Source organism: Burkholderia pseudomultivorans (assembly GCF_902499075.1).
Lineage (GTDB): Bacteria > Pseudomonadota > Gammaproteobacteria > Burkholderiales > Burkholderiaceae > Burkholderia > Burkholderia pseudomultivorans.
The window spans coordinates 1-21,503 of record NZ_CABVPP010000023.1; the positions used below are offsets into that span (position 1 = coordinate 1).

The following is a 21,503-nucleotide window of genomic DNA, read 5'->3' on the forward strand; positions in this document are numbered from 1 at the left end:
AACCGGCGCGGCGACCGGCGCAGCGATGGGCGCGGCGATGGGTGCGGCAACCGGCGTCGGCACCGGAACCGGCACCGGCACCGGTACCGGCGCCGCCTGCACCGCGGTCGTCGCCACCGGGCGCGACTGCGCGGCGGGGGCCGGCGCAGCCGCATCGAGCGGCGGCAATCCCATGCGGCTGCGCACGAGCGGATCGCGATACTTCACGTCGTCGGCAACGGTCGCCTCGGCGGCCGGCGCCACGTTCGAACGCGCGAGCGGTGCGGTCGTGCCCGGGCACAGGTGGCCGGTCGCCTCGACGGCGCGCCGGTTCGCATCGCTCTGGCAGAGCAGCGCGAGCGCGACATCGGTCAGGCCCATCGCACGGAATTCGCGCGCGTCGAGACGACGCACGCACGCCTGGTCGACAAGCGTCGTGCCGCCCGTCGCGCCGAAGCCCGGGAACGACACGCCGACGCTCACCGAGCCCATGCAGGTATCGGACAGCGTGGTCGTGAGCCCCGGCGCCTGGATGGCGGGGTTCGTCTTGATCGTCTGCGTGCCCGAATAATTGACGTTTTCGGCTGACTGGGTGTTATACGGATTGGTGCCGGGTGCGCCCGCCGACGCGAGCGAACTGACGCCCTGCGGCTGAACGTTCGAGCCTCCGCTCGTGGAAGACGGCATCGTCACGCTGACCTGCACGGTCGAATTGCCGCTACCTCGAACCCCGCTGCTGCTGGTGGCATTGCCGCCGCGCGAACTGGTGGTGTTCGTATTCGTGTTCGAGCTCATGCTCGAGCCACCACCCTGGCTGATTGCCGTCGACGAAGTCGACGACTGCGAGCTCGAGCTCGAGTCGGCGGTTTGCGCGTGGGCACCGATGGTGGTCATCGCGAACATCGCCGCACATGCCACCTTGATCTTGTTGCTGTTCATTTCACTCTCCGGACGAGGTTTGACCTCCCACCCAGGCAACCGTACTAATTCCCCTGAATTCCTTCAGCTTTTCCTGCTTCCCCGAACTGCTTCCAGCCGCTGCCCAGCTGGGACCACGAGTTGTCCGACACGCCCTGCCACCACTGCAGGGAATCCGGTGCGCCGATGGCACTGCCCGAAGAAAGCGTTTGTTGTTGTGACGGTTTGGTTGTCTGGTCAGGGTTGTTTGACGTCTGCATATTCGATTGCACGTCCTCGGCAGCACGGTCAGCGCCATACGCCGTCAGAGACGCGAGCATCAGAGCGGCGGCAATCAGTTTCTGCTTCATGCCAACTCCTTACGTGACAACAATGCGGGGAAAGAGACCAGCGTCGCTGGGAAACTGGCCCCTCCCGCGCCTGCTAATGACTGCTTCCGGTTGCGCTCGAACTGCTCTGGCTTCCGCCCGAGGCGGACGGCGAGCCAGCCGAACCGGTACTCCATACGGTCGACGAATTGGTGTGATTCGAACCCGCGATCGCGCCCGAGCCGCCGCTGCCCGACAACCCGGCGGCACCCGCGTTGGCATTTCCCTGGTCGTTCGCGCTCGTGGCCGTATAGTGGTTCGCGCCGAGTACGATCGTGGCGCTGACCCCTCCCGACAAAGCATTCGCGTTCTCGCTCGTGCTGCTGTTTCCGCCGTACGAACCTGCGGCACCGATACCGCCGCCTGCTGCAAACGCGCCCCCGTTCGTGCCCGAACCGCTGGCCGTCGAAGTCGTGTTGTGGAAAGCGGACGCCGTACCGACGGAGCCAGACGGTGTCACGGTACTTCCTGCACTCGCACCCGCCGTCGAAGTCGAATTGCTCGTATAGCTGCCGGACCCGACCAGCACCGAGCCAGACACGCCCGCGGCAACAGATTGAGTCTGGTTGGTGGTCGAACCGGCCGCCCATACGACCGACGAAATGGCGGTGAGCGCTGTCGCAAAAATGATGTTGGCTTTCATAGCAATTCCTTGCTGTGAGAAAGTTCGGCGGAAGCGGGCCGGTTCCGCCCGTATCAGGCGGAACCGGCATCCGCACCCGCCAGCCAATGACGAACGCTACGCGCCGTGGCTTAGTGGTGCGACGTCGTCCAGCCGATCGAGCCGGCATTCGCGCCGCTTTGACCGCTAGCCTGTGCACCGCCGAAGCCGAAACCACCGACCGTCGACGTATTGGTATGGTTCGTGTACGAGATCGAGCCGCTGCCACCGTAGCCGGCAGTCGCGCCGGCTGCGCCGAGCGCCGAGCCCGAATCGGTCGCGCTGAAGTGGCCGAACCCGACGACGCCGGCCGACGTACCGCCAACGCTCGACGAGCTGCTCGACGACACCGTGCCGCTGCCGGCGAACGCTGCACCCGAAACCGCCAGAACTGCTGCTGCAATCAGAAGCTTCTTCATGGTCGACTCCAAAACGGCGTGGACGGAATAAGCGAGGAAGATCGCACGCCAACAACCTTCCTGCTTCGAGCAATCCATTTAATTAGGATCACTACGCCATAAAATCGAAAACCCGATCTCGTTAAATTCGTTTATGCAATTTTGGTCAGCCGAAGTGTAGTTTCGTGTTTTTCAGTTGTCCAAATTTTCTTTGTAGGTGTTTTCTATTAATTTTATGAACATTTGCCATTCCACATAAATTCATTAATTCGCGCATCTGAAAATATTAATGCGCCTCTCCTGCGTCGATTTTCGACACTTACCCCGGCGGCGCACCGAAAAACGGCACCCGCCCGCAAGAAAGTAAAATGCGCGAACATATTCACCACTGCAAATGCGACACCGGAATTAATACTCGACTCAATCCGGGGATAACGGCTCCGCATTGCAGTCGGGTGGCATGGCGTCTCCCTGAGCTATCGATGAAATGTCTTCCGGGTAATTCCGGCGACGGCGTTCGATCTACTCCGGCCGGCGCCGGCAACGGCCCGGCGCGATCGAAACCGCTCTGCACTGTCGAAGACGAATCGGCGCCAGGCTGCACGGCACGAACAGCCCGACCCATCCGGGTGAACAGAATGAAAACTGGCGCCACCGGCGCTCGATTGCCGCGTCGGGCGACAACCGCTCCAGGACACGGAGCCCGTGAAATCGGCAAGGAGAAACCCGCGAGGCTGGCACGGCATCGCGAGATACGCCCCGATTTGTTCGACTGCCCCACTGCTGCGCAAGCATCGCGCGGATCAAGCCACTGCCTATGGTTTTCATCGCCGCTTCCCCGACTGGCTTATTGACGAGTTGGTCGCCCCACATCTTTGTCGCGTCGCATCGACCGCTCGCCGGTGCGTCCAGTACCGCAAACGGCGTGCCATGCGTTATTCCACCGACCGCCGGACGCTGTCTGCCGCCGTCGTGCCGGGTTCCATCGCCGCAAATGTTATTTTTTGTTTCAGGAATGTATCGCAATAACGGTCAGGCGCCCGCAGCCATCGTTGAGCGTCGCGAAACAATGCCGGCAAAAGGCTGAGAAATCCGGATACGGGCCTGCGCCGGCCGCTCGCTTGAACGAGTGTTTCAAACTTGAGATGCGAGCCGCCGTGCGTGTGCGGCCGCGCTCGCGGTTCAACTCGCCGACCGCCCGTTGCAGCGCGCGCAGCGGGACGGCAACGCTCGGACGAATGGAATCCGGCACGCGCGAGCCCGATTGCGGAAGGCCGCCGCGCCGGACATCGATACGTTTACGATACCGGCGCATTTCGACGATCCGCACGCATTTGATTCATTCGTGAAAATACGACTCGATCACTCGACGATTGCCATCGTCGCAAATGCACGGATCCGGAAAATCGACACGTCGATCAACGGCCTTTCGCTCGACGCGCACTGCCCTTCCGAAACGACGACGTCGTACTTCAAACGTATGACGCATTGGCATTGCAATCCGTCCTGGTTCGTCTAATTCACGCATTCGGTGCATCTCGACGCCGCCATCCGGCATTTCCATTGCAGGTGCGCTTGCACGCATTCATCGGCAGCCGATACGCGGCGGAAACATTTTTCACGCCGATATCGAAAGGATTCTCAAACCTGAAACATCCGCATTCGCCGCCTGTCGCTCGATCCGGAATCCGTCCCGCCTTGAATCGCAGTGCACTGCAACGCGTCGATGCGCGCGAATCCGGGATTCGGCCGATCGGTTTGTCTGTCCCCACGATACACGCATGAAACACAAGCCCGCGTGATCGCCTGCGCTGCGCCGGCACACTGTCGCGATCGCGCACGGGCGCAGCGGGATTGCAACGGCGCTGGCATGCCGATTGCCTCATGTCGGGTTCAAGCGAGCGGCACGCCACGATGCCAAGAAGACGGGTGGCGGCCGTTCGTCCATAAGCCAGTCGGGGAAGCGGCGATGAAAGCCATCAGCGATCGATCGACGTTCGCGTCGTTCAAGCATCAGCGGGGAAGTCAGCGCAACCGGAGTGCCTGTCGGGGCGCTTCGTCGACATCAGCACAGGTGGACCGGCGCATGCCGAAACGATGCCCTTGCAACGGGATGGGCATCGTTCGCGCGATCGTCGAGCAACTCGATATCGGATTCCTGACGATGTGCGACGAAGGAGAAGACCATGAATGACAGGATTGCGATCGAGACACGCGCCGGCCAGCGCGTGCTCGTGACAGGCGGCGCAGGGTTTCTCGGCAGCTACGTATGCGAACGTCTCGTGATGGAAGGCGCGCATGTCGTATGCGTCGACAGCCTGCTGACGGGCCGCAAGCTCAACGTCGCCGACCTGAAGGCGTCGGGCCGCTTCGAGTTCGTGAAGGCCGACGTGTCGCTCGGGCTGCCGCAGATCGAGGTGGACGAGATCTGGAATCTGGCGTGTGCGGCCTCGCCGCCGACCTATCAGGTCGATCCTGTCCATACGATGATGACCAACGTGCTCGGGATGAACCACTGCCTCGCGCTCGCGCGCAAGACGGGCGCGCGCGTGTTCCAGGCATCGACCAGCGAGATCTACGGCGATCCGGGCGTTCATCCGCAGATAGAAACCTATCGCGGCAACGTCAACACGATCGGCCCGCGCGCATGCTACGACGAAGGCAAGCGCGCCGCCGAGACGCTGTGCTACGACTACTACCGCGCGTACGGCATCGACGTGCGGGTCGCACGCATCTTCAACACGTACGGGCCGCGGATGTCGCCGCGCGACGGCCGCGTGGTATCGAACTTCATCGTCGGCGCGCTGAACGGCGAGCCGCTCGAGATCTACGGCGACGGCAGGCAGACACGCTCGTTCTGCTTCGTCAGCGACCTGATCGACGGCTTCTTCTGCCTGATGGGCGCCGAGCGCAACGTCGGCACGCCGGTCAATATCGGCAACCCCGTCGAGTTCACGATGATCGAGCTCGCGCAGAAAGTCCTCGCGATGACGGAATCGAAATCGGAGATCGTGTTCCGGCCGCTGCCGATCGACGACCCGCACCAGCGCAGGCCCGACATCTCGGTTGCCGCGACCGAGCTCGGCTGGCAGCCGTACATCGATCTCGACGAAGGCCTGCGGCGCACCGCCGACTACTTCAGCCGCGAGCTGTGGATCGCGCCGGTGCTGCAGACGACCGGAGCGAGCGCATGAAAGTCCTCGTGACGGGCGGCGCCGGCTATATCGGCAGCCATACATGCAAGGCGCTCGCCGCCGCGGGGCACGAGCCGATCGCGTACGACAACCTGTCGACCGGCCACCGCGACGCGGTCCGATGGGGGCCGCTCGTCGTCGCCGACATTCTCGACGGCGACGCGCTCGCCGGTGCGCTGGCCGCGCACCGGCCCGACGTCGTGATCCATTTCGCGGCGCTCGCCTATGTGGGCGAATCGGTGCTCGTGCCGGACCGGTATTACACGGTCAACGTGACGGGCACCTGCACGCTGCTGAATGCGATGCGCGAGGCCGGCGTCGGGCGGATCGTGATGTCGTCGTCGTGCGCGACCTACGGGATTCCGGACGCGCTGCCGATCTCCGAGCGCACGCCGCAGCAGCCGATCAACCCGTACGGCTTCACGAAGTGCGCGATGGAACGGATGGCCGCGGATTTCGAGCGCGCGTACGGGCTCAAGTGGGTCGCGCTGCGCTACTTCAACGCGGCGGGCGCCGACCCGGACGGCGAGATCGGCGAGCATCACGAGCCTGAGACGCACGCGCTGCCGCTCGCGATTCGCGCAGCGCTCGGCACGGGCCACGCGTTCCAGGTGATGGGCACCGACTATCCGACGCCGGACGGCTCGGCCATTCGCGACTACGTGCACGTGAGCGACCTCGCCGATGCACACGTGAAGGCCACCGCCTACCTGAGCCGCGGCGGCAACAGCGTCGCGCTGAATCTCGGCACCGGCAACGGCACGTCGGTGCTCGAAGCGGTACGCGCAGTCGAAGCCGTGACCGGACGGCGCGTGCCGACCGTGACGGCGACACGCCGCCCCGGCGACCCGCCCGCGCTGTACGCGGACGCGACCAAGGCCGCGCTCGTGCTCGGCTGGCAGCCGCGCTTCACCGCGATCGAGCAGATGGTCGAACACGCCGCAACATGGTTCCGGAAAGAACTGCAACTCGCATCGATTCAGTAATCGCGCAAGCGTCGTTGAAATCCATCAAGGGGGTAACCATGAATGTGCGGATCGCCATCGTCGGCACGGGCTACGTCGGGCTGGTCAGCGGCGCGTGCTTCGCGGATCTCGGACATGACGTCGTGTGCATCGACAATAATCGCGGCAAGATCGAGGCATTGAACGACGGCTGCATGCCGATCTACGAGCCGGGCCTTGACCTCGTCGTCGCGCGCAACGTCGAGCGCGGCACGCTGCGCTTCAGCAGCGACCTCGCATCGAGCGTGCGCGATCGCGACGCAGTGTTCATCGCGGTCGGCACGCCGACGCTGCCGGGCACCGACCGCGCCGACCTGCAGTACGTCGAGGCGGCCGCGCGGGAAATCGCGTCGAACCTGAACGGCTTTACGGTCGTCGTCACCAAGTCGACGGTGCCGGTCGGCACGAACCGCATCGTCAAGCGCATCGTCGACCGCTGCGCGCCGGCCGGCCTCGACACCGCGATCGCGTCGAATCCGGAATTCCTGCGCGAAGGCTCGGCGATCGACGATTTCATGCATCCGGACCGCGTGGTGTTCGGCGCCGAGCATCCGCGCGCGATCGAGATCATGAACGCGATCTACGCACCGCTCGCGGCAGCGGGACATCTCGTGCTCGCGACCGAGATCGAGACGGCGGAGCTGGTCAAGTACGCAGCCAACGCGTTCCTCGCGGTGAAGATCAGCTACATCAACGAAATCTCCGACCTGTGCGAAGCGGTCGGCGCCGACGTCGAGCTGGTCGCGAACGGCATGGGCCTCGACCGTCGCATCGGCGCATCGTTCCTGAAGGCCGGCCCCGGCTGGGGCGGCTCGTGCTTCCCGAAGGACACGCGCGCGCTGAAGGCGACGGCTTCCGAATACGCGGTGCCGCTGCGCATCGTCAGCGCGGCGATCGAATCGAACGCGCTGCGCAAGGAGCAGATCCTGCGCCGCATCGAGAATGCATGCGGCGGCTCGATCAAGGGCAAGCGCATCGCCGTGCTCGGGCTGACGTTCAAGGGGCAGACCGACGACGTGCGAGAAAGCCCGAGCATCGACGTGATCCAGTTGCTCGTGAGCGCCGGCGCGCATATCCGCGCGTACGATCCCGCACGCCCGCACGAGGCGACGCGCCTGCTGCCGCAGGTATTCATGGAAGGCTCGGCGGTCGACGCGGTGCGCAGCGCGGACGCCGTGGTCGTGATGACCGAATGGAAAACCTTCGAGACGCTCGATCTCGCCGATCTTGCGGATCACATGGCCGACCCGGTCATGCTCGACATGCGCAACCTGTTCGACGAACGGCATGCGGTCGACAGCGGCTTTCGCCGCTACGAACGCGTGGGCCGCTCGTGCGGCGAACGCGCGCAACTCCAACCCGTTTCCGACGACACTCCGGCTGCGCCGCAGCCTGCTTCAAAGCTGATGATCGACTCGCACTGATTGTTGAGGAGAGCACCATGAAGAAGCTGGTTGCATCGCTCGCCGGCGGCCCCGAGCCGGACACCGTCGACACCGAGGCCGCGCCCGCCGACACGCTGAGTCCGGAAGTCCCGCTGCGGGTGCCGCTGATGGACAGCGGCACCCGGTTCGTCTTCCAGCTTCTCGCGCTGTGCTGGTTTGCGGCGCTCGCGATCTTCTGGCGATGGTGGTTGCGCGACGAACACTATGTCGATGCGTTCCGCTTCGGCGTCAACTGCTTTGTCCTGTTCTGGACCACCTTCATTCCCGGCTACTTCATCTTCATCATCCGCTCGGCGGTCATCCCGAATCCGGAGCTCGCCGTGCCGCGCGACTGGCGCGTCGCGATGGTCGTCACCAAGGCGCCGTCGGAGCCGTTCGCGATCGTGCGCACGACGCTGCTCGCGATGCTCGACCAGACCTACCCGCACGACACCTGGCTCGCCGACGAGGATCCGACGCCCGAAACACTCGAATGGTGCCGGCAGCACGGCGTGCGCGTATCGACGCGGCGCGGCATCGCCGATTATCACCGCACGAGCTGGCCGCGCCGGACCCGGTGCAAGGAAGGCAATCTCGCGTATTTCTACGACACCTACGGCTACGACAACTACGACTTCGTGTCGCAGCTCGATGCCGATCACGTGCCGACCCGCACCTATCTCGAGGAGATGCTGCGGCCGTTCGTCGATCCGGCCGTCGGCTACGTGTCGGCACCGAGCATCTGCGACAGCAATGCCGCCGAAAGCTGGAGCGCGCGCGGTCGCGTGAACGTCGAGGGGCCGCTGCACGGCACGATGCAGGCGGGCTACGCAGGCGGGCTCGCGCCGCTGTGCATCGGCTCGCACTACGCAGTGCGCTGCCGCGCGCTGCGCGAGATCGGCGGCCTCGGGCCCGAACTCGCCGAGGACCACTCGACCACGATGATCTTCAACTCGAAGGGCTGGCGCGGCATGCACGCGCTGAATGCGATTGCGAACGGCGAAGGGCCGCGCACCTTCGCCGATCTCGCGACGCAGGAATTCCAGTGGTCGAAGAGCGTGATGATCATCATGCTGCGCTACACGCGACACTATTTCGGCGGGCTGCCGCTGAAGCTGAAGGCGCAGTTCCTGTTCTGCCAGCTCTGGTATCCGCTGTGCGCGCTCGCGATGGCCGGCAGCGTCGTGATCCCGGTCGTTGCGCTGCTGACCGGCCGCGTGTGGGCGCATGTCGACTACCTGACCTATCTGACCTACGCGCTGCCGCTCACCGTGCTGATCCTGTGCGTCGTGACCTGGGCGACGCACGCGACGCAATCGTGCCGCCCGCTGAATACGAAGCTGCTGTCGTGGGAAGGGCTGTCGTTCGTGTTTGCCCGCTGGCCGTGGGTCGTGCTCGGCTGCGCGTCGGCGATCTTCGACTGCCTGCGCGGCCGGGAATTCGCGTTCAAGGTCACGCCGAAAGGCGGCGCGATCGAGCAGGACGCGCCGCTGCGCGTCGTCGCGCCGTATCTGCTGATCTCGATGTTCTGCAGCGTGCCGGTGGTCGCGGTCGAGAATCCGCACAACGCCGGCGGGTTCTATCTGTTCTCGACGCTGACGAGCATCCTGTATCTGGTGATCGCGGCCGTCGTCGCGGTCAATCACGGCAAGGAGCAGGGCCTCGCCGCGTCGACGCTCCGGCAGATGTTCTTCAGCCGCCTGCCGGTGCGCAACGCGCTGTTCGTGTTTGCGCTTGCGATGCTGCTCGCCGGCATCGGCCTGCGCGCGCCGAAAGGCTGGCAGGCCGTGACGTGGCGTTCCGGCGTGCCGGCCGTGCTCGCGCCTGCGCCGGGACAGCCGGTGAAGCAGCCGGCGCTCGGCGCGTACGATCCCGACAACACGTTCTCGGCGGATGCGAATCTCGCCTTCGATCACGTGTTCGTGTCGTGGAATGCACCCGACCTCGACACGCAAATCGACCGCGCATACCGCGACGCGCAGGCCCGCAACCGCGAGCTGATGGTGACGGTCGAGCCGTGGGCGCTCGACGGCAGCCGCAAGGGCGCGCTGCTCGAGGATATCGCGCACGGCCGCTACGATGCGCGCATCGCCGCGACCTGTTCGGCGCTCGCCGCATTGCAGGCGCCGGTGTTCGTGCGCTGGGGCCACGAGATGGAAACCGACACCGGGCGCTATCCGTGGGCGATCGGCGACGCATCGGGCTATGTCGACGCCTACCGGCGCGTCGTGACCGCCTGCCGCGCGATGACCGACAAGCTGCGCTTCGTCTGGTCGCCCGCGGGCAACCGAAACCTCGACGACTACTTCCCGGGCCGCGGCTATGCGGACGCGGTCGGCCTGTCGGTGTTCGACTGCCCGCGCTGCGCGGTATGGCCGGCCGGCGGCCGCTCGTCCGCCGCGAGCATCCTGCGGGTCAAGTACGCGCGGGTGGCCGACTACGGGCTGCCGGTGATGGTCACGGAACTCGGCGTCGACGGCTCGGACGCGCGCAAGCGCGACGAACTCGACGAATTCCAGCGGTCGCTTTGGCGCTATCCGCTGCTGAAGGCGGTGCTCTATTTCAATGCGGTCGATACGCCCGGCGCATGGCCCGCGCATTACGTGCCGGACTGGCGAATCGAGCCGGCGTTTTTGCAGGCGGAGGTGGTCGCGAAATAGGCGGGGGCCCGGGGGCGCAGCACGCCCCCTTCGGCTAGGGGTTTACACGTAAGCATATTGTCAGAATGTTATCGATATGCCGATAATGTTCTCATGGATGTGAAAACCGCAGTGCGCGTCTTCGACGTGATCAATCTCTTTGCCGAGGTCCGGCAACCGATGATCTACAGCGAGATTGCGCGTCGAACCGAGATCCCGCTATCGAGCTGCCACGCGCTGTTGCAGACGATGGTGGCCAAGGGCTATCTCTATGCACCGGGCGTCAAGGCCGGCTATTACCCGACCCAGCGCCTGCTGCATGTCGCGCGGGACATCTGCAGCGAGGATCCGCTGACGCTGATGTTCCAGCCGCTGCTTTGCGCGCTGCGCGACGCGACCGGCGAAACGGCCGCGCTCGCCACGCTGGCGGGCAATCGCGTCGTCTATCTCGATGTCGTGGAATCGCGCCAGAAAATCCGCTACAGCGACGAGCCAGGCGGCTTCATGTCCGTCGCGAGCGCGGCCGGCAAGGCGCTGCTCGGCGCACTTGCGCCCGCCGCGCGGCGCAGGCTACTCGACAGCTGCGAACCGCTGACGGTTGCGCCCGGCGGCTCGTTCGTGAATCGCGAGACGTTCGAACGCGACATCGAGCAGGGCGTGATCGACGGCTGGCACCGCTCGACCGGGGAAAGCGTCGAGGATGTGGCCGGCCTCGCGCGCGGCTTCCTGATTCATGGCGAGGCCTTCGCGCTCGTCATCGGCGCGCCCAAGGCGCGTCTTCTGAGGCACGAGCAGCAAGCAGTGAAAGCGCTGCTCGACGTTTATGCACAAATCCCGCCGTCGTTGCTGGCCGCCTGACGGCGCACGCAACGTTCGCCGGGAACGATCCAGATCGGCACAGCAGCACGGCAGCGGCAGCATGGCTAACGGTAACGAAGCACATGCCGCCGGCTCCGGACATCGAGGAATTGCGCATGCGTTGGAAGAACCGGCCGGAAGGCTCGAACTGGGGCGACTTCGGCCCCGATGACCAGTTGGGCCGCCCGAACCTCATCGGCGCGGAGCAGGTGCTCAAGGGCGCGCGCGAAATCCGTGCGGGCCTGAGCTTCACGCTGTCGCTGCCGCTCGACTTTCCCGGCGACAGCAAGCTCAACGCGCGGCGCCATCCGCCGGTGCTGCGCCCGACGACGCGCGACGGCCTGCCCTATGTGAACTTCCCGTTCGCGCGCAACGTGCCGGGCGCGAGCGACGTGGTGAGCGACGACCAGGTGCTGCTGTCGCTGCAATACTCGACGCAATGGGATTCGCTTGCGCATGTGGGCGCACGCTTCGACGCCGACGGCGACGGCCTGGCCGAAAGCGTCTACTACAACGGCTATCGCGCGGACCACGATATCGTCGGCCCGATCCAGTACCGCGCGGACGGCGGCTTCGCGCCGCACGCGTGCGGTGGCGAGCATAGCCGCGCGACCGCGCTCGGCATCGAAAATCTCGCGGTAAAAGGCATGCAGGGCCGCGGCGTGCTGATCGATTTCGTCGCGCATTTCGGACGCGAATACCGCACGATCGGCTACGACGATCTGATGCGGGTCATGCAGGCGGACAACGTCACCGTCGAACCCGGCGACATGCTCGTGCTGCGCACGGGCTTCGCCGAAATGATCGTCGAGATGAATCGCGAGCCCGACGAAGCCGTGCTCGCGAGCCATTGCAGCGCGCTCGACGGTCGCGACGCGCGCCTGCTGCAGTGGATTACCGATTCGGGTATCGCCGCGCTCGCCGCCGACAACTATGCGGTCGAACGCTACCCGGCACGCGAGCCGGCCACGCCGGGCGAACATCCGCTGTTGCCGCTGCATCATCACTGCCTGTTCAAGCTGGGCCTGCCGCTCGGCGAGCTGTGGTATCTGCGCGAACTCGCCGCGTGGATGCGCGAACACAGGCGGTCGCGCTTCATGCTCACCGCCCCGCCGCTGCGGCTGCCGGGCGCGATGGGCTCTCCCGTCACACCGGTCGCGACCGTGTGAGCGCGGTCCGCGCACATTCATTTTCAAGTCTCTCCATTAGGATTCCAGACATGATCAAAGAACGTGTCCTGATCACCGGCGGCCATGCCGGCATCGGCGCGGCGTGCGCCGCACGCTGCGAAGCGGACGGCTATGAAGCGATCGTCATCGACCGCGACGGCGACGGCATCGTCGCCGATCTCTCCGACACGCGGGCCACGGCGGCGGCGCTCGAGCGCGCACTCGCCGGCGGCCCGATCACGCGCCTCATCAATAATGTCGGCGTCGTCTGCCCCGCGGACGCCGAGCACCAGACGCTCGACGAGCTCGAACGCGCATGGGCGCTCAACGTGCGCTGCGCGCAGCAGTGCATGCAGGCGCTGCTGCCGGGCATGAAGGCCGCGGGGTTCGGGCGCATCGTCAACATGTCGTCGCGCGCGGCGCTCGGCAAGGAGCTGCGCACCGCATACTCGGCCACCAAGGCCGCGCTCATCGGCATGACGCGCGTATGGGCGCTGGAGCTGGGCCCGTTCGGCGTGACCGCGAACGCGATCGGCCCCGGCCCCATCCGCACCGCGCTGTTCGACCGCGCCAACCCGCCCGGCGCGCCGCGCACCCGGGCCATCGTCGATGCGGTGCCCGTCAAACGCGTCGGCACGCCGGACGACATCGCGCACGCCGCGTCGTATCTGCTCGACGCGCGCAGCGGCTTCGTCACCGGCCAGGTGTTGTATGTATGCGGCGGCATGACCGTCGGCGTCGCGGGTATCTGACGATGCCGCCCATCGATCGCCGCGAAGCCGGCTCGCGCCCTCTGCAAACCGGGCTGCCGCCCGACGTCCGGCGCGCCGGCATCGTCGGTGCGGGCAGCATCGGCATCGCATTCGCGCTGGTGTTCGCGCGCGCCGGCTGGCGCGTGCGGCTGTTCGATCCCGATCGGGCGCGACGCGCGGCGGCGCCGGCCGAAATCGCGTCGCGGCTGGCCGACCTCGCGCACTTCGCGCTGCTCGACGAAAGCGCGGCCTGCATCGCCGCACGCGTCGAACTCGTCGAATCGCTCGAAGCCGCCGCAGCCGATGCCGATCTCGTACAGGAATGCGCGCCCGAACGCGTCGAACTCAAGCGCGCCCTCTTCGCGCAGCTCGACCGCGCCGCACCTCCGCACGCAATTCTCGCGAGCGCGTCGTCGTTTCTCTGCGCGTCGGCGTTCGTCGACGAAACCGTTGCGGGCCGCGCACGCTGCCTCGTCGCGCATCCGGGCAATCCGCCGTACCTGATACCCGTGATCGAGATCGTGCCCGCCCCCTTTACGGCCGAGCACGCCACCGCACATGCGATTGCGCTCTACCAAGCAGCGGGCCTGACGCCCGTTCGCGTAAAGAAGGAAATCGCCGGCTTTATCTTCAACCGGCTGCAAGGCGCGGTGTTGCGCGAAGCGTATTGCCTCGTGCGCGACGGCATCGCGTCGATCGACGATATCGACACGGTGATGCGCGACGGGCTCGCGCCGCGCTGGTCGGTGACCGGCCCGTTCGAGACGGTCGACCTGAACACGCGCGGCGGCATCGCGTCGCATGCGCAGAAGATGGGGCCGTCCTACGAGCGCATGGGCGCCGAGCGCGGCCAGTCCGATCCATGGACGTCCGAACTCGTCGCACGCGTGACGGCCGCGCGACGTGCGGCGTTGCCGCTCGATCAATGGGACGCGCGCGTCGCATGGCGCGACCGTCGGCTCATGCATCTCGCGCGGCATCGCAAGGCCGTCGCACTCGACGACGATTGATCGGCCCGTGCGCCGCCGGGGAACCCCAAAACAATCACGATACAACGGAGACAAAGCCATGCAGAAATTGACCGCCTTCTTCACCGAGCTGATGCGCCGGTACTTGCCTGACCCGTTCGTCTTCGCGATCGGCCTCACGCTGCTTACGATGGTGCTCGCCGTGGTCGTGCAAGGCCAGGCCGTGACCGCGCTCGCCACGAGCTGGGGCAAGGGTTTCTGGACGCTGCTCGCGTTCACGACGCAGATGGCCGTGATTCTCGCGATGGGCTACGTGCTCGCGACCGCGCCGCTCGTCGACCGCTTTCTGGACCGCATCGTCTCGCACGTGAATTCGCCGCGCATGGCCATCGTCGTCGCGACGCTGGTCGGCGGCATCGGCAGCTGGCTGAACTGGGGATTCGGACTCGTGGTGGGCGGCATCGTCGCGCGCAAGCTCGCGCTGCGCGTGCAGGGCGTACACCATCCGCTCATCATCGCGTCGGCATACAGCGGCTTCACGCTCTATGGCCTCGGCCTGTCCGCAAGCATCCCCGTGCTGATTTCGACGAAGGGTCATCCGCTCGAAGCGCAGATGGGCGTCATTCCGCTGTCCGAAACGATTTTCTCGCCCGCGATGCTGATGACGAGCCTCGCGACCATCGTCACGCTGCCGTTGCTGAATGCGTGGCTGCATCCGAAGGCGGGCCAGCCGGTGAAGGAAATCGATCGCACGCGCGAAGCCGCGCCTGCGGAAGCCGCGCCCGCGCTCGACCTCGACGAGGGCGACACGCTCGCCAACCGCCTGAACCACAGCCGCGTGCTGAGCTACCTGATCGGCGCGATCGGCATGGGCTACGTGGCGCTGCACTTCGTGCAGGGCGGCTCGATCGACCTGAATCTCATCAACTTCTTCATCCTGTTTCTCGGCATCCTGCTGCTCGGCACGCCGATTCGCTATGTCGAGAAGCTCAACGAGGGAATCCGCACGATCGGCGGCATCATCCTGCAGTATCCGTTCTATGCGGGCATCATGGCGATCATGGCGTCGTCGGGCCTCGTCGAGACGCTGTCCGCTGCGTTCGTCAAGATCGCGACGCCTGCCACGCTGCCGTTCTGGGGGCTGGTCAGCTCGTTCGTGATCAACTTCTTCGCACCGTCGGCCGGCGGCCACTGGGTCATCCAGGGGCCGTTCATGATCGAAGCGGCCAAGACGATCGGCGCGTCCGTCGGCCATACCTCCACCGCCGTCATGCTCGGCAACGCATGGAACGATCTTGTGCAGCCGTTCTGGATCCTGCCGGCGCTCGCGCTGTCGAAGCTCAAGCTCAAGGACATCATGGGCTATACGGTCATCATGATGTTCTGGGTCGGCATCGTCTATTCGGTCGCGATCCTCGCATGGCGCTGAGCGCGGCGCATCGCGTCGCGCCGCACGCGTCCGGGCAAATCATCGAACGAGGCAGGCAATGCCGTTTCTGATCGAAACTTTCGACAAGCCGGACCACGCCCATGTCCGCGCGCGCGAACGCGACGTGCACCTCGATTTTCTCGCGCGGCACCGCGCGCTGCTGCTCGCCTGCGGCGCCAAGCTCGACGACGACGGAGCCGCGGCGAGCGGCGGCATTTATATCGTCGACGTGGATACACGGGAAGCGGCGGAGCGCTTCATCGCCGCAGACCCGTTCTCGCTCGCGGGGCTGTTCGAGCAGGTCGCTATCGTGCGCTGGCGCAAGGCGTATGTGGACGGTGTCTGCCATCTGTGAGCGCGGCCGCGCAATCGCGCGTCAGCCCAGCAGTTCCTTGCGCCGCAAATGCCCGACATCGCGCATCGGCGGCGCGCCGAACAGCCGGCTGTATTCGCGGCTGAACTGCGACGCGCTTTCGTAGCCGACGGTCGCCGCGACCGACCCGACGTCGCCGCCCTGATGCAGCAGCAGCCGGCGCGCCTCGTGCAGCCGCAGCTGCTTCTGGTACTGCAGCGGGCTCAGCGTCGTCACATGCTTGAAGTGATGATGCAGCGACGACACGCTCATATTGACCGCGTGCGCGAGCGTCTCGACCCGCATCGGCTCCGCGAAGTGATCGCGGATCCATTCGATCGCGCGCGCGATCCGGTGCGTCTGGCTGCCCGCGACGCCCATATGCCGCAGCCGCGTGCCCTGCCCGCTCGCCATCAGCCGGTACAGCACTTCCTTTTCGATCAGCGGCGCGATCACCGGGATATCGGCGGGCGTATCGAGCAGCCGCAACAGCCGCAGCGCGGCGTCGAGCAATGGCGGCGTCAGCTCGGCCAGCGCGATCCCCTCGCCTTCCGGGCCCGCCTCCGGCTCCGGCAGCCGCATCTCGGCCGACAGCTCGACGATCCGCTGCGGATCGAGCGTCAGCGACAGGCACAGATAAGGCTCGGCGGCCGACGCGCGCGTCACGCGCGAGAGGATCGGCAAGTCGATCGAGGTAATCAGGCAGTTCTGTGCATCGTATTCGTACGCGTGACCGGCGACGATCACGCGCTTCGCGCCCTGCGCGGCAATCACCAGCGCCGCCCTCGACACGCCGCAGCCGAGGTCGACCGGACGCGTATGCTTGTGCAGCAGCAGGCCCGGGATGGCGGTCGGGTGGGAGCCGTCCACCGGCGCAAAGCGGCCGATCAGCGAGGCCAGTTCGCGCCGCCCGGATTCGCGCGACGCGGCGATATCGGTCATGTCCATCACACCTTCCTCGATTCGATTCCTGTTGTCGCGGGAGCATAGCGAAACGCGCCGCGCGATGCCGGGGATTTGCAGGATTGTTCAAGAAATTTGCAGGATTGTGTAGACGCAAAACCGGCGCGTTCGCGCACACTGCCCCCTAACCTGGCCCCAGCCGGGTTTTCCCCATGGAGACATCCAATGCCCACCACGTTTGTCCTGAACGGCAAGAGTGTCACGCTCGATGCCGATCCGTCGATGCCCGTCCTCTGGGCGATCCGCGAACACGCGGGGCTGACCGGCACGAAGTTCGGCTGCGGCATGGCGCAGTGCGGCGCGTGCACGGTCCATCTCGAAGGCCAGGCCGTGCGCTCGTGCGTGCTGCCGCTCGCCGGCATCGCCGGCAAGCACGTCACGACGATCGAAGGCCTGCAGAGCAAGCCCGCGCAGGCCGTGCAGGCCGCCTGGGTCAAGCTGCAGGTGCCGCAATGCGGCTATTGCCAGTCCGGCCAGATCATGTCCGCCACCGCGCTGCTGGAACAGAATCCGAAACCGACCGACGCCGACATCGACGCCGCGATGAACGGCAACCTGTGCCGCTGTGCGACCTACGCCCGCATCCGGGCCGCGATCCACGACGCGGCCGCGACGCTGGGAGCCTGACCATGACGATCGAACTCGACAACCGCGGTTCGGTGCAGCCGTCGCGCCGCACGTTCCTGAAAGCCGCGGGCGCGGCGGCGGCCGTCAGCCTGACGATCGGCTTCGAATGGGCCGGCCTCGGCCGGCGCGCGCTCGCCGCGACGGCCCCCGCCGCCGGTTTCGCGCCGAACGCGTTCCTGCGGATCACGCCCGACGGCGTCGTCACGGTGATCGCGAAGCACGTCGAACTCGGCCAGGGCGCCTACACGGGCATCGCGACGATCGTCGCCGAGGAACTCGACGCCGACTGGTCGAGCGTGCGCGTCGAAAGCGCGCCGGCCGACGCGAAGCGCTACGCGAACCTCGCGTTCGGCACGATGCAGGGCACGGGCGGCAGCTCGGCGATGTCGAACTCGTGGCAGCAGCTGCGCGAAGCCGGCGGCAAGGCGCGCGCGATGCTCGTGTCGGCGGCCGCCGCGCGCTGGAAGGTGCCAGCGAGCGAACTGACGACCGCCAACGGCGTCGTCACGCACGCGAAAAGCGGCAACACGGCCGCGTACGGCACGCTGGTCGCCGATGCATCGAAGCTGCCGGTGCCGGACAAGGTCGTGCTGAAGCAGCCGGCCGACTTCAAGCTGATCGGCCATCGCATTCCGCGCGTCGACGCGTCGGCGAAATCGAACGGCACCGCGCATTTCACGCTCGACACGACGTTCCCCGGCATGCGCGTCGCGCTGCTGCAGCGCCCGCCGCGCTTCGGCGCGACGGTCAAGTCGTTCGACGCGACGGCCGCGAAGGCCGTGCCGGGCGTGGTGTCGGTCGTGCAGGTGCCGGGCGGCATCGCGGTCGTCGGGACCGGCTTCTGGGCCGCGAAACAGGGCCGCGACGCGCTGAAGGTCGAATGGGACGAAACGAACGCCGAAAAGCGCGGCTCGGACGAGATCATGCGCGAATACCGGCAGCTGGCGGCCAAGCCCGGTGCATCGGCGCGCAAGGACGGCGATGCCGACGCGGCGATCGCCGGCGCCGCGCGCAAGATCAGCGCGACCTACGAGTTCCCGTATCTCGCGCATGCGCCGATGGAACCGCTCGACGCGGTCGTCAGGCTCACGAAGGACAGCTGCGAGATCTGGGCCGGCGACCAGTTCCAGACGGTCGACCAGGGCAACGCAGCCAAGGTCGCCGGCCTGAAGCCCGAGCAGGTGCAGATCCATACGCTGTATGCGGGCGGCAGCTTCGGCCGCCGCGCGAATGCGTGGTCGGACTACGTGGTCGAGGCCGTGTCGATCGCGAAGGCGCTCGGCGCGGACGGCAAGCCGGTCAAGCTGCAGTGGACGCGCGAGGACGATATCCAGGGCGGCTTCTATCGTCCGATGTACTTCCACAAGCTCGATGCGGGGCTGACCGCCGACGGCCGGCTGGTCGGCTGGCGTCACCGGATCGTCGGCCAGTCGATCCTCGCCGGCACGCCGTTCGAAGCCTTCATGGTCAAGAACGGGATCGACGCGACGTCGGTCGAGGGCGCGGCGAACCTGCCGTACGCGGTGCCGAACGTGTCGGTCGAACTGACGACCACCAAGGTCGGCCTGCCCGTGCTGTGGTGGCGCGTGGTCGGCAGCTCGCACACGGCCTATGCGGTCGAGGCCTTCATCGACGAAGCCGCGCACGCGGCCGGCAAGGATCCGTACCTGTTCCGCCGCGACCTGCTCGCGAAGGAGCCGCGCATGCGGGCGGTGCTGGAGCTGGCCGCGCAGAAGGCCGGCTGGGATCCGGCGAAGCCGCTGCCGGAGGGTCGCGGACGCGGAATCGCGGTGGCCGAGGCGTTCAAGAGCTATGTCGCGCAGGTCGCCGAGGTCTCGGTCGACGCGGACGGCAAGGTGAAGGTCGAGCGCGTGGTCTGCGCAGTCGATTGCGGGATCGCGATCAATCCCGACATCGTCGCCGCGCAGATGGAAGGCGGCATCGGCTTCGGGCTCGGCGCGGCGATGCACAGCGCGATCACGCTGAAGGACGGGCGCGTCGAGCAGCGCAACTTCGACGGCTACCATGTGCTGCGCATCGCGGAGATGCCGAAGGTCGACGTGCATATCGTGCCGTCGGCCGAGGCGCCGACCGGCGTCGGCGAGCCGGGGGTCGCGCCGATCGGGCCGGCCGTCGCGAACGCGATCTTCGCGGCGACCGGCAAGCGGCATTACGTGCTGCCGTTCGATTCGGGCGATAGCGCGAAGGCGTAAGGCCGGATGCGCCGGCTGTGGGGCGGGGGTGCCTTGCGGCCGGCGTCATGCGCAATGACACACCCGCTGACCTCCTTCACTCCTGTTCGACTTCCGGCCACAGTTTCGGGAACAGAAATCGGAGGCTGGCCAGCGGCAATCCCAACGACAGCTCGCCTCGATGCGAAGGCGAAGTCAGCAACCCGAAATCGAGCAACGAACGGACGATTCGACGCGCAAGCACATCGCTCACCCCCAGCATCTGCGCGAATTGCGCGCGCGTCACGGTTCGACGCAGGGCGACAAACTCCATGGCGAGCGCCGTGGCTTCCGGTTTGATGACCGATTTTTCCGACCGAATGGTCCACGGATTGGCTTCCAGATATCGCAACAGATCGAGCAAACGTCCTGTCACGCCGTCGAACTCCGTCATGTGGATCATGAAGCTGACCTGATCCAGACAGCAGTCGAGGAAAAAACGGGCGAACTGCACCAGGCCTTCCTGGGACAGATTGCCCCGACCATCCAGGTCGTTGCGCCGCGTCTGATCGGCCTCGCTCAACCTCGCATAATATTGCTCATGCTCGCGGGCCAAACCCCGGAGCGGCGACCAGAGCCCGTGAGTCAGGTCGGCCGCGCGCAATCCGAGATGCGAATGCAGACGCGCAACCCTGCCGTTGCCATCCATGAAAGGATGGATCCACGCCAGACGATGATGCGAACAGGCAATCGCGATCAGTTGATATTCCTTGGCCCGGATGCGGCCATAACGTGCCGCCCACGCATCGAGCAACGGCTCGATCATCTCCGGCTCCGGCGCCAGATGCCGTCCGACTGTCACGTCCGCTCGACGAATCTCGCCCGGAACAATGACCGCGCCATCCCCGGTCAATCGCTCGTCCTCGGGCAGGCAGGAAAAAAAACGCTCGTGGATGGCCGAAATGCGCGCCGGATCGAATAGCGCGGCCACCGGAAGCGCCCCCCACTCCTTCTCGAGCATCGTTTCCGTTGCGATATGCGCGACCGCGAAGCGCTGCTTCTTGCGCTCGACGGCATCCGCGGAATAATCGCGATGAAGCGCAGCCTCGATCCTGGCGGGCGTCGTGTGCTGACCTTCGATCTTGTTCGTGTAGTACGAATTCATCGCGCGCAGCTGCGGCACGAGCGCGCTGGCGAGCGGAGTGTCGCGCACGGCAAGCAGCTGCCGCGACGTGTCGACGAGCTGTGCAGCCCGTTCGAGCAGCGGATCGAGTACGCGATCCTCGGGAAACAGCGGTTCGAAGGTAACGACGGTTGTCATGCGTCCGTGTCGGGTTTCATGTAGGGTTCGATGTCGGCAATTGTATCCTCTTATTATGCTGATTTATATAGGCTTTTCATATATAACGGTAGAGTTCGATGTAGGGTTCCAAGTAGAGTTATCGCCAGCCGTTTTCACGCAACGCGACAGCCGCAGGCACCCGGCCTCGCCCCACGTTACGTCAGCCGTAACGCCCGTAACGTCCGCGCGCGATGCTACGTAACAATCCTTCACTTTCGCTCCGGCCCTTTCGCTTTCCACCCGCCCCCGGCGTTAAAAATTCTTTGAGATTCAAGGCTGCCGCCGTC

The 21,503-nt window shown here is 66.0% G+C and carries 19 protein-coding genes and 1 pseudogene; 13 read left to right on the forward strand and 7 right to left on the reverse strand.

What is annotated here, in order from left to right:
- The 5 genes and pseudogenes from BST28156_RS16825 to BST28156_RS16845 all read right to left on the reverse strand — a co-directional run.
- Window positions 1-918, reverse strand: a pseudogene (locus BST28156_RS16825) (chemotaxis protein CheA); the annotation flags it as partial.
- 44 nt (window positions 919-962) lie between these two features.
- The gene (locus tag BST28156_RS16830) at window positions 963-1,247 is read right to left on the reverse strand and encodes a hypothetical protein (protein ID WP_060241376.1); all 285 of its coding nucleotides are present in this window, start codon (window positions 1,245-1,247) and stop codon (window positions 963-965) included.
- A gap of 73 nt (window positions 1,248-1,320) precedes the next feature.
- Complete coding sequence (locus BST28156_RS16835) at window positions 1,321-1,908, reverse strand: hypothetical protein (protein WP_081077126.1); 588 nt, start codon at window positions 1,906-1,908, stop codon at window positions 1,321-1,323.
- 110 nt (window positions 1,909-2,018) lie between these two features.
- Entirely contained in the window at window positions 2,019-2,345 is a 327-nt protein-coding gene (locus tag BST28156_RS16840) for a hypothetical protein (RefSeq protein ID WP_174902815.1), read from the reverse strand.
- Window positions 2,346-3,333: 988 nt separating this feature from the next.
- Window positions 3,334-3,654 carry a hypothetical protein gene (locus BST28156_RS16845; RefSeq protein ID WP_174902816.1) on the reverse strand — a complete coding sequence of 107 codons (321 nt, stop codon included), beginning with the start codon at window positions 3,652-3,654 and terminating at the stop codon, window positions 3,334-3,336.
- A 639-nt stretch (window positions 3,655-4,293) separates the two neighbouring features.
- Here BST28156_RS16845 and BST28156_RS34765 point away from each other — a divergent pair.
- From BST28156_RS34765 to BST28156_RS16900, 11 genes are all read left to right on the forward strand, one after another.
- The gene (locus BST28156_RS34765; protein ID WP_230960455.1) at window positions 4,294-4,518 is read left to right on the forward strand and encodes a hypothetical protein; all 225 of its coding nucleotides are present in this window, start codon (window positions 4,294-4,296) and stop codon (window positions 4,516-4,518) included.
- Entirely contained in the window at window positions 4,511-5,518 is a 1,008-nt protein-coding gene (locus BST28156_RS16855; protein ID WP_174902817.1) for a UDP-glucuronic acid decarboxylase family protein, read from the forward strand. The genes BST28156_RS34765 and BST28156_RS16855 overlap by 8 nt, the downstream gene beginning before the upstream one ends.
- Window positions 5,515-6,504: a UDP-glucose 4-epimerase GalE gene (gene galE, locus BST28156_RS16860; protein ID WP_174902818.1), complete on the forward strand. Its 990-nt coding sequence runs from the start codon at window positions 5,515-5,517 to the stop codon at window positions 6,502-6,504. The genes BST28156_RS16855 and galE overlap by 4 nt, the downstream gene beginning before the upstream one ends.
- 38 nt (window positions 6,505-6,542) lie before the next feature.
- Entirely contained in the window at window positions 6,543-7,946 is a 1,404-nt protein-coding gene (locus BST28156_RS16865) for a UDP-glucose dehydrogenase family protein (RefSeq protein ID WP_174902819.1), read from the forward strand.
- 17 nt (window positions 7,947-7,963) lie between these two features.
- Window positions 7,964-10,606: a glycosyltransferase gene (locus BST28156_RS16870; RefSeq protein WP_174902820.1), complete on the forward strand. Its 2,643-nt coding sequence runs from the start codon at window positions 7,964-7,966 to the stop codon at window positions 10,604-10,606.
- Window positions 10,607-10,699: 93 nt separating this feature from the next.
- A complete protein-coding gene (locus BST28156_RS16875; RefSeq protein ID WP_060241384.1) occupies window positions 10,700-11,443 on the forward strand; it encodes an IclR family transcriptional regulator in 744 nt (247 codons plus the stop codon).
- Window positions 11,444-11,559: 116 nt separating this feature from the next.
- Window positions 11,560-12,612 carry a cyclase family protein gene (locus BST28156_RS16880; RefSeq protein ID WP_174902821.1) on the forward strand — a complete coding sequence of 351 codons (1,053 nt, stop codon included), beginning with the start codon at window positions 11,560-11,562 and terminating at the stop codon, window positions 12,610-12,612.
- Between the two features lie 50 nt (window positions 12,613-12,662).
- Entirely contained in the window at window positions 12,663-13,364 is a 702-nt protein-coding gene (locus BST28156_RS16885) for an SDR family oxidoreductase (RefSeq protein ID WP_060241386.1), read from the forward strand.
- Between the two features lie 2 nt (window positions 13,365-13,366).
- Entirely contained in the window at window positions 13,367-14,374 is a 1,008-nt protein-coding gene (locus tag BST28156_RS16890) for a 3-hydroxyacyl-CoA dehydrogenase (protein WP_174902822.1), read from the forward strand.
- A 58-nt stretch (window positions 14,375-14,432) separates the two neighbouring features.
- The gene (locus BST28156_RS16895; protein WP_174902823.1) at window positions 14,433-15,761 is read left to right on the forward strand and encodes a short-chain fatty acid transporter; all 1,329 of its coding nucleotides are present in this window, start codon (window positions 14,433-14,435) and stop codon (window positions 15,759-15,761) included.
- Between the two features lie 58 nt (window positions 15,762-15,819).
- Complete coding sequence (locus BST28156_RS16900; RefSeq protein ID WP_174902824.1) at window positions 15,820-16,116, forward strand: YciI family protein; 297 nt, start codon at window positions 15,820-15,822, stop codon at window positions 16,114-16,116.
- A gap of 21 nt (window positions 16,117-16,137) precedes the next feature.
- Here the strand turns inward: BST28156_RS16900 and BST28156_RS16905 are convergent, their stop codons facing one another.
- Complete coding sequence (locus BST28156_RS16905; protein ID WP_060241388.1) at window positions 16,138-17,061, reverse strand: AraC family transcriptional regulator; 924 nt, start codon at window positions 17,059-17,061, stop codon at window positions 16,138-16,140.
- 180 nt (window positions 17,062-17,241) lie between these two features.
- Between BST28156_RS16905 and BST28156_RS16910 the strand changes: the two genes are divergently transcribed.
- Together BST28156_RS16910 and BST28156_RS16915 are read left to right on the forward strand one after the other, a co-directional pair.
- Window positions 17,242-17,703: a (2Fe-2S)-binding protein gene (locus BST28156_RS16910; RefSeq protein ID WP_009692967.1), complete on the forward strand. Its 462-nt coding sequence runs from the start codon at window positions 17,242-17,244 to the stop codon at window positions 17,701-17,703.
- A 2-nt stretch (window positions 17,704-17,705) separates the two neighbouring features.
- Entirely contained in the window at window positions 17,706-19,916 is a 2,211-nt protein-coding gene (locus BST28156_RS16915; RefSeq protein WP_174902825.1) for a xanthine dehydrogenase family protein molybdopterin-binding subunit, read from the forward strand.
- A gap of 76 nt (window positions 19,917-19,992) precedes the next feature.
- Here the strand turns inward: BST28156_RS16915 and BST28156_RS16920 are convergent, their stop codons facing one another.
- Window positions 19,993-21,195: a Fic family protein gene (locus BST28156_RS16920; RefSeq protein ID WP_174902826.1), complete on the reverse strand. Its 1,203-nt coding sequence runs from the start codon at window positions 21,193-21,195 to the stop codon at window positions 19,993-19,995.
- Window positions 21,196-21,503 lie beyond the last annotated feature (308 nt).